The organism is Aminobacter sp. HY435, assembly GCF_027568395.1.
In the GTDB taxonomy this organism is placed as follows: Bacteria; Pseudomonadota; Alphaproteobacteria; order Rhizobiales; family Rhizobiaceae; genus Aminobacter.
The window spans coordinates 204750-217203 of sequence record NZ_JANKZL010000006.1; the positions used below are offsets into that span (position 1 = coordinate 204750).

Annotated in this window: 15 protein-coding genes and 1 tRNA gene; 5 read left to right on the plus strand and 11 right to left on the minus strand. The window is 63.0% G+C overall.

Features of this window, described 5'->3' with window-relative positions; translation table 11 throughout:
• Positions 1-63: 63 nt before the first annotated feature.
• The 3 genes from PCJ21_RS10315 to PCJ21_RS10325 form a co-directional block, all read right to left on the minus strand.
• The gene (locus PCJ21_RS10315) at positions 64-1101 is read right to left on the minus strand and encodes a PstS family phosphate ABC transporter substrate-binding protein (RefSeq protein ID WP_269931310.1); all 1038 of its coding nucleotides are present in this window, start codon (positions 1099-1101) and stop codon (positions 64-66) included.
• A 356-nt stretch (positions 1102-1457) separates the two neighbouring features.
• A complete protein-coding gene (locus PCJ21_RS10320; protein ID WP_269931311.1) occupies positions 1458-4394 on the minus strand; it encodes a response regulator in 2937 nt (978 codons plus the stop codon).
• Between the two features lie 130 nt (positions 4395-4524).
• Positions 4525-4881, minus strand: coding sequence for a putative quinol monooxygenase (locus PCJ21_RS10325; RefSeq protein ID WP_269931515.1), 357 nt, complete (start codon positions 4879-4881; stop codon positions 4525-4527).
• Positions 4882-5423: 542 nt separating this feature from the next.
• Here PCJ21_RS10325 and PCJ21_RS10330 point away from each other — a divergent pair.
• From PCJ21_RS10330 to PCJ21_RS10340, 3 genes are all read left to right on the plus strand, one after another.
• Positions 5424-5627: a hypothetical protein gene (locus PCJ21_RS10330; protein ID WP_269931312.1), complete on the plus strand. Its 204-nt coding sequence runs from the start codon at positions 5424-5426 to the stop codon at positions 5625-5627.
• Between the two features lie 74 nt (positions 5628-5701).
• Complete coding sequence (locus PCJ21_RS10335) at positions 5702-5929, plus strand: hypothetical protein (protein ID WP_269931313.1); 228 nt, start codon at positions 5702-5704, stop codon at positions 5927-5929.
• A gap of 33 nt (positions 5930-5962) precedes the next feature.
• Positions 5963-6685 carry a hypothetical protein gene (locus tag PCJ21_RS10340; RefSeq protein WP_269931314.1) on the plus strand — a complete coding sequence of 241 codons (723 nt, stop codon included), beginning with the start codon at positions 5963-5965 and terminating at the stop codon, positions 6683-6685.
• 58 nt (positions 6686-6743) lie between these two features.
• Here the strand turns inward: PCJ21_RS10340 and PCJ21_RS10345 are convergent, their stop codons facing one another.
• On the minus strand, positions 6744-6878 hold the full coding sequence (locus PCJ21_RS10345; protein ID WP_269931315.1) for a hypothetical protein: 135 nt from the start codon (positions 6876-6878) through the stop codon (positions 6744-6746).
• Positions 6879-7084: 206 nt separating this feature from the next.
• Complete coding sequence (locus tag PCJ21_RS10350; RefSeq protein WP_269931316.1) at positions 7085-7435, minus strand: hypothetical protein; 351 nt, start codon at positions 7433-7435, stop codon at positions 7085-7087.
• 181 nt (positions 7436-7616) lie between these two features.
• Between PCJ21_RS10350 and PCJ21_RS10355 the strand changes: the two genes are divergently transcribed.
• Entirely contained in the window at positions 7617-8012 is a 396-nt protein-coding gene (locus tag PCJ21_RS10355; RefSeq protein WP_269931317.1) for an iron chaperone, read from the plus strand.
• Positions 8013-8018: 6 nt separating this feature from the next.
• Here PCJ21_RS10355 and PCJ21_RS10360 read toward each other — a convergent pair whose 3' ends face one another.
• The 6 genes from PCJ21_RS10360 to PCJ21_RS10385 all read right to left on the minus strand — a co-directional run bounded on the left by PCJ21_RS10360 (position 8019) and on the right by PCJ21_RS10385 (position 11344).
• Positions 8019-8321, minus strand: coding sequence for a helix-turn-helix transcriptional regulator (locus tag PCJ21_RS10360; protein WP_269931318.1), 303 nt, complete (start codon positions 8319-8321; stop codon positions 8019-8021).
• 263 nt (positions 8322-8584) lie between these two features.
• Positions 8585-9187, minus strand: coding sequence for an outer membrane protein (locus PCJ21_RS10365; protein WP_269931319.1), 603 nt, complete (start codon positions 9185-9187; stop codon positions 8585-8587).
• A gap of 259 nt (positions 9188-9446) precedes the next feature.
• The gene (locus tag PCJ21_RS10370; RefSeq protein ID WP_269931320.1) at positions 9447-10142 is read right to left on the minus strand and encodes a YoaK family protein; all 696 of its coding nucleotides are present in this window, start codon (positions 10140-10142) and stop codon (positions 9447-9449) included.
• Between the two features lie 245 nt (positions 10143-10387).
• Positions 10388-10462: transfer RNA gene (locus tag PCJ21_RS10375), tRNA-Glu, on the minus strand.
• An 88-nt stretch (positions 10463-10550) separates the two neighbouring features.
• Positions 10551-10961, minus strand: coding sequence for a VOC family protein (locus PCJ21_RS10380; protein ID WP_269931321.1), 411 nt, complete (start codon positions 10959-10961; stop codon positions 10551-10553).
• A complete protein-coding gene (locus PCJ21_RS10385; RefSeq protein ID WP_269931322.1) occupies positions 10958-11344 on the minus strand; it encodes a fimbrial protein in 387 nt (128 codons plus the stop codon). The genes PCJ21_RS10380 and PCJ21_RS10385 overlap by 4 nt, the downstream gene beginning before the upstream one ends.
• Positions 11345-11368: 24 nt before the next feature.
• Between PCJ21_RS10385 and PCJ21_RS10390 the strand changes: the two genes are divergently transcribed.
• Positions 11369-12397, plus strand: coding sequence for an RluA family pseudouridine synthase (locus PCJ21_RS10390; RefSeq protein ID WP_269931323.1), 1029 nt, complete (start codon positions 11369-11371; stop codon positions 12395-12397).
• The last annotated feature ends 57 nt before the right edge of the window (positions 12398-12454 follow it).

Genomic DNA, 12454 nt, shown 5'->3' on the forward strand with positions numbered 1-12454 from the left:
TGCCGGCGCTGGCCGGCCAAGTCCCAAGGGGCGCCGGATTGTCCGGCGCCCCCTGGCAGTTCATTACATGGTCTTGCCGGCGCCGAAGGCGTCGCGCTGGGCCGCGCGCTCTGCATCGGGAGCGGCGACCAGGCCGTAGTCGGCCAGCGGGCCTTCAGGGCCGACCATCTGGTCGTCGAGGAAGAACTCGACATATTCCTTCAGGCCCGGAACCACGCCGAGATGCGCCTTCTTGACGTAGAAGAACAGCGGACGCGACACCGGATACTCGCCAGAAGCGATGGTCTCGACCGAAGGCGTGATGCCGCCGACGGTGGCGACCTTCAGCTTGTCGGCGTTGTTTTCGTAGAAGGCGAGGCCGAACACGCCGACGCCGGTCTTGTTCGAGTCGATGCGGGCCAGCGTCTCGGAGTAGTCGCCGTCGATGTCGACAGCCTTGCCATCCTTGCGCACGGCCTTGCAGGCGGCTTCGGCAGCCTTGTCGTCGAGGCCCGAAGCCTTGCCGGCTTCAACGCCGCCGAGCTTCTTGCAGCCGGCGATCAGCAGCTTCTCTTCGAAGACTTCGCGGGTGCCGTGCTTTTCGCCCGGAATGTAGGCGGCGATGTCCCAGTCGGGCAGGTTCGGGTTGACCTGGTTCCACTTGGTGTTCGGGTTGTCGACCAGCTTGCCGTCGACGGCAATCTTGGCGGCCAGCGCCTTGTACACGTCCTCGGGGGTCAGCGCCCAGTCCGGGCCCTTGACGTCGGTTGCGAAGACGATGCCGTCGTAGCCGATCTTCACTTCCTGGATGTCCTTGACGCCGGCGTCGACGCAGGACTGCACTTCGTCCTTCTTCATCGGACGCGAGGAGTTGGCGATGTCGATGGTGTTTTCGCCGACGCCCTTGCAGAACTCCTTGATGCCGGCGCCCGAACCGCCGGATTCTACGACCGGGGTCTTGAAGTTGGTGAAGGTCTCGCCGAACTGTTCGGCAACGATCTTGGCATAGGGCAGAACGGTCGAGGAACCGGCAACCTGAACCTGGTCGCGGGCCGAGGCATAACCTACCGAGGCGGCGATCGCGAAGGCAGCGGCCGACGCGGTGAGAAGAGCTTTTTTCATAGGGCCTGCTCCTGTTGGAGTATCTCGTATGACGCCTGTCTTCGGCGCCCGGTGAGCCAATAGCCCCCCTCTATTACAGTTAGATGACAGTTTCGTGTCACCCCTGTAACGGTCGCTGTGCATTGTGCCCAAGGGTTGCCCGGAACGGCATTTTGCCGGCGCGAGGCAGACAACAGAAGACGCGCGAAAGCAAGCCGCCGGAGCCTGGCCCGGCGACGGTTTCCCACGCCCAATTGTCACATCTCCACAGCCTTGGTTGTGCGGCGGCAAGCGCGCGCATCGCTGCGGCGCGCTATCGATCGGAGCCCGGTCGCCGGAGTAACCGTTCCGCCATCGCGGCCGGCCCCTCGCAATCCTCAAACCGCGCCGCGCTGGTCCTCTTCGCGCCATGACCAGCGCTCGATCTTTTCGAGCAGCGCGCGCGGGCTGATCGGCTTCGGCAGGTAGTCGTCCATGCCCGCCTCCAGGCACCGGTCCTTGTCGCCCTTGAGCGCATGCGCGGTGACGCCGATGATCGGCACGCGCGTGCCGGTGCCGCGCTCGAGCTTGCGGATTTCGCTGGTTGCTTCCAGTCCGTTCATTTCGGGCATCGAGACATCCATCAGGATCATCCCCGGCCGTCGTTCGCCGAAAGCCGCCACCGCGCGACGTCCGTTGCCGACGATTTCAAACGACAGATTCGTTTCCGCCAGGATCTGGCTGAACACCATCTGGTTCACCTCGTTGTCTTCGGCAACGAGGATGTCGAGCCCGCTGTCGCCCACCGGACGCTGGCCGTTGCGCAGCCGTGTCACATTGGCCGCAGCATCGCCCTCGCTCAGCACGGGCATCTGTGCTTCGGCCGCCTGCTGCGGCGTGAGCATGGGCGCGCGCCGCCGCTGGATCGAGGCGACGAGTGCTTCCAGCAGCGCCGAAGAGCGCGCCGGCTTGACCAACTGGGCGTCGATCGCAAGGTCATTGTAGCCCGGCCCCGACAAGGACTGATCGACCGAGGTGAGCATGACGATCGGCGTGTCCGCAAGCGCCGGCGTGTCGCGGACCACGCGCGCCATTTCGGCGCCCGTCATGCCGGGCATCTGGTAGTCGAGCACCACGCAATCGACGCGGACGCCCATGGCGTTGGCCGCGTGCAGCACCCTCAGGCCTTCGTCGCCGCTGCGCGCCGCACAGGAATCGAAGCCCCACGACACCATCTGTTCGGTCAGGATGGTGCGGTTGACGGCGTTGTCGTCGACGATCAGCACCCGTGCGCCGGTCACGTCGATCAATGCGGTCGGGCGCGCTTCGAGCTGCCCGGCATTGGGCAGATTGAGCGTGAACCAGAAGGTCGATCCCTCGCCATCCTTGCTTTCCACCCCGATCTGGCCGCTCATCATCTCGACCAGCCGCGAGGTGATGGCTAGGCCAAGGCCGGTGCCCTCGTGCCGGCGCGTGGACGAAGCATCGACCTGGCTGAACTTCTCGAACACCAGCTTGAGCTTGGATTCGGGAATGCCGATACCGGTGTCGGTCACCGCAATGCGCAACCTGGTCTCGTCGCCGTCGCTGGTGCCGGTCACGTCGACCAGCACATGGCCGGCGTCGGTGAATTTCACCGCGTTGCCAAGCAGGTTGGTGATGATCTGCCTGATGCGCCCGACATCGCCGACAAAGAGATGCCTGAGATCCGGCTGCATCCGCACGATCAGCTCGAGATCCTTCTCCTTCGCCCGCGTCGACATCAGCGTCGCCACATCCTCGACCGCCTCCGACAGGTTGAACGGGATCGGGTCGAGCACCAGTTGGCCGGCGTCGATCTTCGAGAAGTCGAGGATGTCGTTGATGATCGTCAGCAGGGCATTGCCCGACTTGACGATGATGTCGGTGAAGGTCTTTTGCTTGGGATCGAGATCCGACTTCGCCAACAGCTCCGCCATGCCCAGCACGCCATTCATCGGCGTGCGGATTTCGTGGCTCATATTGGCGAGGAATTCCGACTTGGCGCGGTCGGCCAGCACGGCGCGGCGCTGCGCCACCTCGAGTTCCTGCTCGCGCTGCTTGAGCTCGGTGATGTCAGTGGTCGAACCGATGAGGTAGAGCGAGCCGTCGGAGGCGACCATCGCGCCCTTGCGGGCGAACTGGTGGCGCACGGCGCCGTCGGCCCCGGTCGCGGTCTCCTCGACCTCGATCGTCGCCCCGTTGCGCATGACCTCGCGGTCGGCCTCCATGAATGGCTCGCCCTCGGGGCCGAAAATCTCGGCGTCGGTCTTGCCGATGGCTTCCTGCTTGGAATAGCCGGTCAGTTCGCACCAGCCCTGGTTGACATATGTCAGCCGGAGGTCTTCGCGCTTGGCGTAGATCGACACCGGAACGTTGTCGATCAGGCTGCGGAACACTTCGTTCTCGCGCATGCTGTCTTGCAGGGCGCGCTCGCGCTGCTTGAGCTCGGTGATGTCGACCCTGACGCCGATGAAGGTGCCGTCCGCCATGCGCTGGTCGAATATCTGGTACCAGCGCCCATCCGGATTGCGCCGCTCGCGCACCGCCTGGGAGGTGTGATAGCGGCGGATCATGCCGTCGACCCATTTTTCCGGGTCGGCGTCGTAGAGCACGTCCAGGTCCTGGTCGCCGGTGTCGCGATAGTATCCGTGCCGCTGTGCCAGGACGAGGCTTTCGCGCAGCGAACTGCCTTCCACCATGATCGGCGCAAGCGCCGGCAGGGCTGCCTTGAGCTTGCGGTTGGCGAGCACGAAACGATCGTTGCGATCGTAGATGACAACGCCGGCCGGCAGCGATTCCAAAACGTCGGTCAGGCGCTGGCGCGCTTCGACCGCTTCTGTCTCGCGCTGCTTCATCACGCTGATGTCGTAGTAGGAAACCAGCCGTTTGCCGCCCGAAAGCGCGGTCACCGAATAGATCATGGTGCAGCCGTCGGCGCGGCGGAACTCGCGCGGCGCAACGTCGCCGCCGCTGATCTCGGACTCGCGCGAGGCGACGTAGTCTTCCCATTCGCCGTCGCCAACGGCATAGACGCCCGTGCGTCTGTTGACGTCCATCAGCGCGCGGAAACGGCAGCCGGCCGAAACCTGCTCGGCCGAGACCTTCCAGATTTCGTAGAACGCCTTGTTGATGAACAGCACATTGAGCGCGGCGTCGACCAGCACCACGCCCATGGTCATGGAATCGATCGTCCGTTCGAGATCGACATATGGCAGGTTTCCCTCGTGCCCCTGCCGGCTGTCGATACCGCCCGCCCGGCCGTTTGCCGGCTCGCCGGCCGGATCGTTGACGTCCGGCCCAAATTCTTTCCGCATCCCGTCCAGCCCTGCATGCAAAAAGCGATGCTGCCCCTCCGCAACACGCCGCAACAGACCTTGCCGGATAAGAATTAACGACTGACTAACCTTAACGCGCGGTTCTTATCCCGCGTCGGATCTGGCGCAATCAATCGTCATTGGCCGCGTTGAGCTCTTCCGGCCGCATGCCGCCATTGGGATCCGAAACGCCGAGCGAGGCAGCCAGTATCAGCCGCCGCGACTTGAGCAGCGGCGAAATCGCCTTCTGCACGTCGGGCATCCTTGGGTTGCGCTCATGCGCGGCGACGGCCGCCAGGTCGGCATAGAGCTCGTTGACCATCACCTTGTTGGCGATCGGCGTGCCGTCGCGCTCCACCGGCTTGATCACCTCGAAACGCAGGCAGCCTGCCTCCTCGTGCAACGTGGCCCGGGCATGTTCCGAAATCAGGTCGGTGAATTGCTGTTCGCAACCGTCGCGGGTTTCGAACTCTACGATGATGGTCATCTCAGCCAAGCGCGTCTGCCTTTCGGTGCGGAAATGCCGTCGTTTGTCCACGGCACAGCCTTGTCAGGCTAGCCCATCACAGGTGAAAGCGGAATCGATTTTCGGGCCACCTCGCCGCAAGGTCGGGCTTGGTGCCGCGAACTTGCGGGCGCACCGGCGGGCTGGAAGGTGTGCTGCCCGCCGGGCGTTGCCGAAGACGCGCACTCGATACATTGCGCAGGTGGATGGTGCCGATCCGATGGTGAACAATTCGTGAAGACGAGAGCGCGTTTTTTCGCTGATTGCCGAAATCGCAGCGGAACCGCTGTTTCGGCAACGAGTTGATATCGTGGCGCCCGGCGCGGCCTTTGTTCCTTTCAGCCACGCCGATTAGGGCCCGCCGCTCTCCGGCGGCGGGCTCTTTTTTGCGCTTCCGTCCTGCCTCTGCGGCTGCAATCCCGCCACAACCCAGAGTGACTCGACATCTCCCAGGTTGTGGAGCAAGCTTCGCCCGGTAATAGAAAAGCGGCTCCTTGCAACCGCAGCGTTTGGGAGGCAGGTCGATGCAAGCGGCTGTGGCCGGCGCAATTCTGAGACCTGAAGACATGAAGATGCTGGCGCGGGTTCTTGCCCAATGCGAACCGGCGGCAACTTCGGTCGAACGCGACAAAAGGGCTGCCGAACTCATTCATCACTTTGGCGCAGGCGTGAAAGACGAGTCCCTGCTCGTCAAGCTGATGATCGGAAGCGGCCACCAAGCGGCTTGAAATCAACACAGCATCCCAACGTGCATGAAACGCATTGAAAAGGCGTAACCAAGTAAACTCTATGGGAGAAGACTATGGAGCATGTACTTTTCACCCGGCCTAACTCCCCGATTTACCCCGCCGACCTCAGGCTCATACAACGCGTGTTCGACCAGATTTGCGCCGAACGCGGCGAGGATCCGAGTTCGGTCTGGGCGACCGAAATTGCCAGGACGTTGATCTCCCTCTACCGGTCCGGCGTGCGTGACGAAGAGCTGCTCTCCGCCAGCGTGCCGCGTTTCCGGGCAAAGACTGCCGCCTGACAGCAATGGCCGGCAGCGCCTGACAGCCGGAGCTTGTCTCCGGCCTCTTCATGTATTGCCGATTTTCCCGGCGCGGCTCGACACTGCGCCCAAAAATCCATGCGCGCGCCGGAGCGCCGTCATGTTTGCTGTTCCATGGCCGTTGCCAGTCTCCGCATCGGAGACGACAATGTCGGCCAAGCAGTTCACGAATCACCGGCTGTGCCGGCGGGGCGAAACATGGAGCGGCTTGCCACGATGGTCTGTGCGATCATCGCCGTTGCTGCCGTATCGACGGCGGCGTCCGGCGCGGAACGACGCGGCGGTTTGTTGCTCACTCAGCCGCAGCAAAACGGCATGACCGCGCTCTATGCGCGCTGGCCCGGCGCTGCGATGAGCTATCCGACAGCGATGACGCGCTACCGCTACGCCGTCGAGCGCGAGAACCTGCCACCCCGGACCTACCCATTCATCATGTCTGCAAAGCCGCCATTCGGCGGTCCCTGGACCTGGACGGCGCAAAACGGCTCGCATGCAAGGCGCATGGCGGATGGCGCCATGCACCTCAGCCTCACCAACCTTCTCGCCAACTGGTTTGTCGAGATCGATTGCCGCGACGCCGGCTGGCCGGTCTTTGCCTGCGCCGATGGCATCGAGCGCATCGCAGAGGCGCCCACGCCGGAATTGCTTGTCATCGACGGCGTGGAGTTTTCGCGGGTGCTGCCGACAGCTTCGCAGTTGCCCGAAGTGTCCGCACCGATCGTTTCAGTGCAGTGACGCAAGCTTCCGGCCCGCCGCGCGCCGGGCGGCGGGCCTGTTGTCGTCAAGCAGGGTGTCAGTGGGTGTAGAAATACCCCACCGCAAGCACCGCGCCGACAAGCAGCAGCATCACCAGCCAGCCCTTGGCGGCTTCGCGGCCGCCTGCGGCCTTTTCGATGGCGGACGTGTTCTTGGTGTCGTTCGTGTTCATGTGAATTTCCCTCTCGGGCAAAGATGTCGAGGTGCGACGACGCTCGGTCTGCCGGCCGGTCGAACCGGTCTTCAGAACCCCAGCGCAGCGATGGTGATGGATTTGCGTTGCAGCCCCGCGCCCAGCTGGACGCGCAAGGGACACTGGCAACGCCTTGATCGGCGTGATCTTTTCCGAAAACCGATGCCGATTTTCGTGGTCACGACCTAGGCCGGTAGCGGCGGCGCCCGTGCCGAAAATGCGACGAAGCGCTGTTTTGGGGCTGCGGCGCGATCCGGCCCGACGGCGGCAGCCTGCCCCGGTTCATGCAAGATCAGTTGTGCAACAACGGCGAGCGCGGCCTTGCCCCAACCACCGGTCGATTTGCCCGAATGCTTGGTCTCGGAACTGCGCAGGGCCGACTGGTTTCGGTCGTGGCTCGACAGCAGGGGCTGCGGGTTGCCGATGTCGGCGACGCCCTGCCCGGCGCGCCAGTCGCGTTGCTCGGGCGACGGTCCCTCGAGGCTCTGCGGCAGCAGAACCAGCGCCCATGTCAGCAGAAGCGCGATCAGGCGCAACGTGGCGCCTTTCGCGGTCTTGCTGGAATCTGGGCTGTTTTCGGTCGGGATTTGGATTGGCCTTGTCCTGGTCGGGTCCCTTTTGGCATCGCCCGCGGCCCGTTTCAACCTTGGCTCGAAAAAGTCGCTGCCTCAGTTGCCTGTCGCGGCGGTCGTCATATGATCAGCCGAGGAGGACACCATGGCCAACACAGACTTCAGGTCCGTCGATGAGTATATGTCAGCACAGCCGGAAGCCGCGCGCCCCACGCTGGCTGCAATACGCCAGATCATCCGGCAAGTGCTGCCGGCCGCGGAAGAAGTCATTTCCTACCAGATCCCGGCATACAAGGTCGATGGAGGCCGGGTGATCTATTTCTCCGGCTGGAAAGAGCATTATTCCCTTTATCCGGTGACGGCTGCGCTCATGCAGGCGTTGGCCGACGAGATCGCGCCTTATGTCGCCGGCAAGGGCACGCTCCGTTTCTCCTATGCCGAACCTGTCCCGGCAAGACTGATCGAGCGCATCGTGCGTATTCGCGCCGACGAAGTCGCAGCCGAAACCAGAGCAAAGGCAACCAGGCCGAAACGTCGCTGACCCAGATCAGGGCACGTCGTCGCTCGCCACCGGACCGCCTTCGCCTTCCAGCGTCGACAGCCGCCGCGTTACCGATCGGCTGAACTTCAGCCGAACGCCCGCACCGTCGGCACCTTGCTCCGCAATGAAAACGGCTCCCAGCCCCTCGAGCGCAGACTGCAACGCTTCGATGGCACCATCGCCGGGCGTCGAAATCTTGCGTTCGAACGCTTCGATGACCTCTTCGGCCACGCCCGAACGCTTTGCCAGTTTCTCCCTGGTGACTTCAACCAGCGCACGCGCCGCCTTGCAGACCGATCCCGATATCATCAGCAGCCACTCCGTATTCTGCTCTGTGCCAGCACGAAGCACGAGGTTAGCGCGGCAGCCGCTGCCGGTTCAATCGGGCGAAGTCGGAACCGCCCATCAAATTGTAGGTCGCGCCATGGCTCGAGAAAATCCCCCTGCCATGCGCCGCGTCGACTTGCGGCGCGAGGCCGGGGTTTTCGTACGGCGAAAGCGTGCCGGTCAGAACTTGTAGGCGACGCCGAGGCGGAAGTCGTGCGACGACAGGTTGATATGTGCATCATCAATCATGAAGAAGTCCGGCTGCGCGAAGCCTTTGGAGCCAAAATCGGAATAGCGTACTCGGCGCGCACGACGATATTATCGGTGGCCGCATATTCGGCGCCCAGGCCGACATTCCAGCCGACCATGGACTTGCTTTCCGCATAGTACACATGGCCGGTATCCAGAACGAAATCGAAGTCGTATTTTGCCGCGGAAAGCCCGCCGGCCACGTATGGCAGGAACCGACCCATTGCATAGCCGAGACGCGCACGAAGCGCGGCTGTGTACTTGATCTCCGCGCTTGCTGTCGGAACCGGGCGCAGGCCCAGCCACCAGTAGTCGTTGCTTCCCTTGATGTTCGTGAAGTTCAGATCACCGTCAACACCCAGAACGACACCATTGGACATCTGAAAATTGTAGCCCGCGTAGACGCCACCGAAGAAGCCGTCAGGATCGTAATTGACGTATTCGCCGGGGAAATCCGTGTTGGTGTAGAGAGATTGACCCACAGCATACCCGGCCTGCACGCCGACATACGCTCCCGACCAGTCGTAAATCCGGTCCTGCGCGACGGCGCTTCCGACGTTGAGTGCAAGCAAGCCTGCTGCAAGCAGTAGAGTTCTCATGAGTTCTCCCGAGCAAGATCATCCTTGCGTCGGTAACACGCTTCCAGAAGTATTGAAAGGAATGATGCTCGGCGAATTTATCGACGACAAGAAGAATTGGATGCACCGCTTCAGGTCTTCAGCTTGCCGACGCTGCCAAGGCGCGGCATGCTTGTGGATATTCCGTTGCCGATTGGCCACATATTCTATGTTGCTAACGTAGGGCGGCGGCCAGAGCCTGCGCCTCAAGGTAGCGGGCTTTATATCTTTTCGTCTACTGTCACATCTTTTTGGCTCGGAGCACTTGTGGCACCGCAACCGCGATCAGCACAGCCGCGGCGGCTATGAACAGGGCTCCACCCGCCATGACATAGCTGCAGACGCCAACGATCCCACCTAGCATGAAGGCAATGATTGTACTGGAATAGAGCTTGAGACGTGCAACAGCCGAAGGGCGATCGGGAGGACTGACAACCAATGCAGCCAGCCCGAGCCCGATGTCGGTAGCCATGCCAGAGACATGCGTTGTTCTTACGCGCGCGTGCGATATTCGGGTTGATGCCGCGTTCTGGATGCCCATGATGAAGCTGAGGCATACGATCAGTGTCATGCCCTGGCCCGAGATCGGGAACAACACGTCGAATATCCCCACGACAACCAACAGTCCGGCTTCGACGGTGATGCTATAAGCGTAAATGGCCTTCACGCCCTGACGCCGACCAAGTTCGATGAGCAGCCCCGACCCGAAGGCCCCAGCGATGAAAGCGACGACGAGCGAGCCGAAGAATGTCGCCTGACCAAACTTGCCCAGTCCGAAATAGTCCGAAAGTGCCGATACGTTGCCGGTCATGTTGGCCGAAAAGAACCCCGTCGCCTGAAACCCGGCAGCGTTCACCGCACCGGCAATTCCCGCGAGCAGCGCTGCAAGCCTGACATCGATGTCGAGCGAACGTTGATCGCCTTCACGGATAAGCATCCCGAATCTCCGCCCCCGGCAATGTGGCAGCACAAGATTTCCACGGTTTGAGAATCGTGGCCAGACAAGACCCGATTTGGCAACGCCCACAACGAACGATCAATCAAAATCATCTTGGCCAAACCAATGCCCGCCCAGCACGCCACCGAGTAGAGCGAACGCTTTCCGCGGGCCATCCCGGGAAGGGCTTATTTGACTGTTATTTGATGAGTTCAGCCCAAGCCAGACGAAGTGCCTGAAAAGCTTGGTACGCCCAAGGGGAATCGAACCCCTGTTCCCGCCGTGAGAGGGCGGTGTCCTGACCGCTAGACGATGGGCGCAGCCGAGAAGGGCGATATAGGCGGGCGGTTTCGAAAAAGCAACAGCCCGGCACGCGTTATTTGCCGCGACCCGCCTGCCGCAGCGGCATCAGCGCTTGCGCTCGATCAGGTCCCACAGATTGCCGTGGAGATCGACGAAAACCGCAACGCTGCCATAGGCTTCGTGGCGCGGCGCTTCGCGGAACTCGACGCCCTTCTCCAGCATGGCCGCATGGTCGCGGGCAAAATCGTCGGTCTCGAGAAACAGGAAGACGCGGCCGCCGGTCTGGTTGCCGATGCTCGCTGCCTGCCTCTCGCCATCCGCCTGCGCCAGCAGCAGCCGCGCGCCCTGGCCGCCGCCCGGCTCTACCGTCACCCAGCGCTTGCCGCCACCGAGGTCGACGTCTTCTGCGAGCCGGAAGCCGAGCTTGTCCGTGTACCAGGCGATCGCAGCGTCGTAATCGGCGACAATCACGGCGACTGTGGCGATCCGTCGGCCTGCGGCTGGAAACCCGCTCACCTGTTGCGCACTGCGAACTGGCCGATCACGCGCCGCTCGGCGATATCGTAGAGGAAGATCGTCCGGCTGCCGTCGGCAAGCTCGGCATCGATCGACAGGCGGTTGCCTGACAGCGCCTGCGACATCACCTTGGAACCGACAGGCAATACGATCTCGCCGCTGATCTGGCCGCCTGCCGGCATCTGGATGTCGCTGCTTGCAACGGCTTCGGACGGTTGCGAGGTGCGCGCTTTGTAGACAAGCGCCCCGACGACCGCCATAAGGGCCAGGAAAAGCAGCCCGAGATTGATCGCCACGAAGCGGACGAGTTTCCTGCGAACACGCTCGACCGCCGGGTCGAGCGGCTTGTCCTCTTCTGCTACGTCGACGTGAGGGCCTGTCATGGGCAAATTTCCGGAACAATTGGCATGAGCGCATCAGATAGCGAACAGGACGGCACTTTGATAGTGCTGGCGGCCGGTGCCGATGCCGCAGGCCTGCGTCTCGACCAGTGGCTGGCGGCGCGGCTCGCGCCCGACCTGTCGCGCAGCCGCGTGCAGGCGCTGATCAAGCAGGGCGCCGTCAGCATCGGCGGCAAGACCGTCGCGGAAGCCAAGCGCAAGCTCGCCATGGGCGACGAGGTTGCCATCGACATGCCCGAGGCCGAACCGGCCGAACCGCAGGGCGAAGACATCCCGCTCGACATCCTGTTCGAGGACGACGAGCTGATCGTCATCAACAAGCCCGCCGGCCTGGTCGTCCACCCCGGCGCCGGCAACTGGACCGGCACCCTGGTCAACGCCCTGATCCACCATTGCGGCGAGAGCCTGTCGGGCATCGGCGGCGTCAAGCGCCCCGGAATCGTCCACCGCCTCGACAAGGAAACCTCCGGTGTCATGGTCGTCGCCAAGACCGACCGCGCCCACAAGGCGCTGTCCGAGGCCTTCGCCGACCACGGCCGCACCGGCGATCTCGAGCGCGCCTATTCGGCGCTGGTATGGGGAATCCTGCCGCGCGTGACCGGCACCATCGACGCGCCTCTCGGTCGCCATGCCGACCGCGTCCGCCGCGCCGTCGTGCCAGAACATCGCGACGACGCCCGCCATGCCGTCACCCACTACGCCGTCGAGGAGCGCTTCGGCGGCGACCAGACCGAGTTCACCACCGCGAGCCTCGTCGAGTGCCGGCTCGAAACCGGCCGCACCCACCAGATCCGCGTCCACATGGCCCATATCGGCCACCCCGTCGTCGGCGACCCCGACTACGGCCAGGCCTTCCGCACCAAGTCAAACCGCCTGCCCGAGCCGCTCAGCTCCGCCGTCAAGGCGTTTCCGCGCCAGGCCCTGCATGCCCGTCTCCTTGCATTTCGCCATCCGGCTACCCATCTGTTGATGCGGTTCGAGGCGCCTTTGCCTCACGACATGGGGGAGTTGGTCGAAGGCTTTCGGAATCTCTGATCCTCCGATCAGAAAACCTGACTCGTATTGTTCACTTTGGCGTGACAGTCTGTTTCG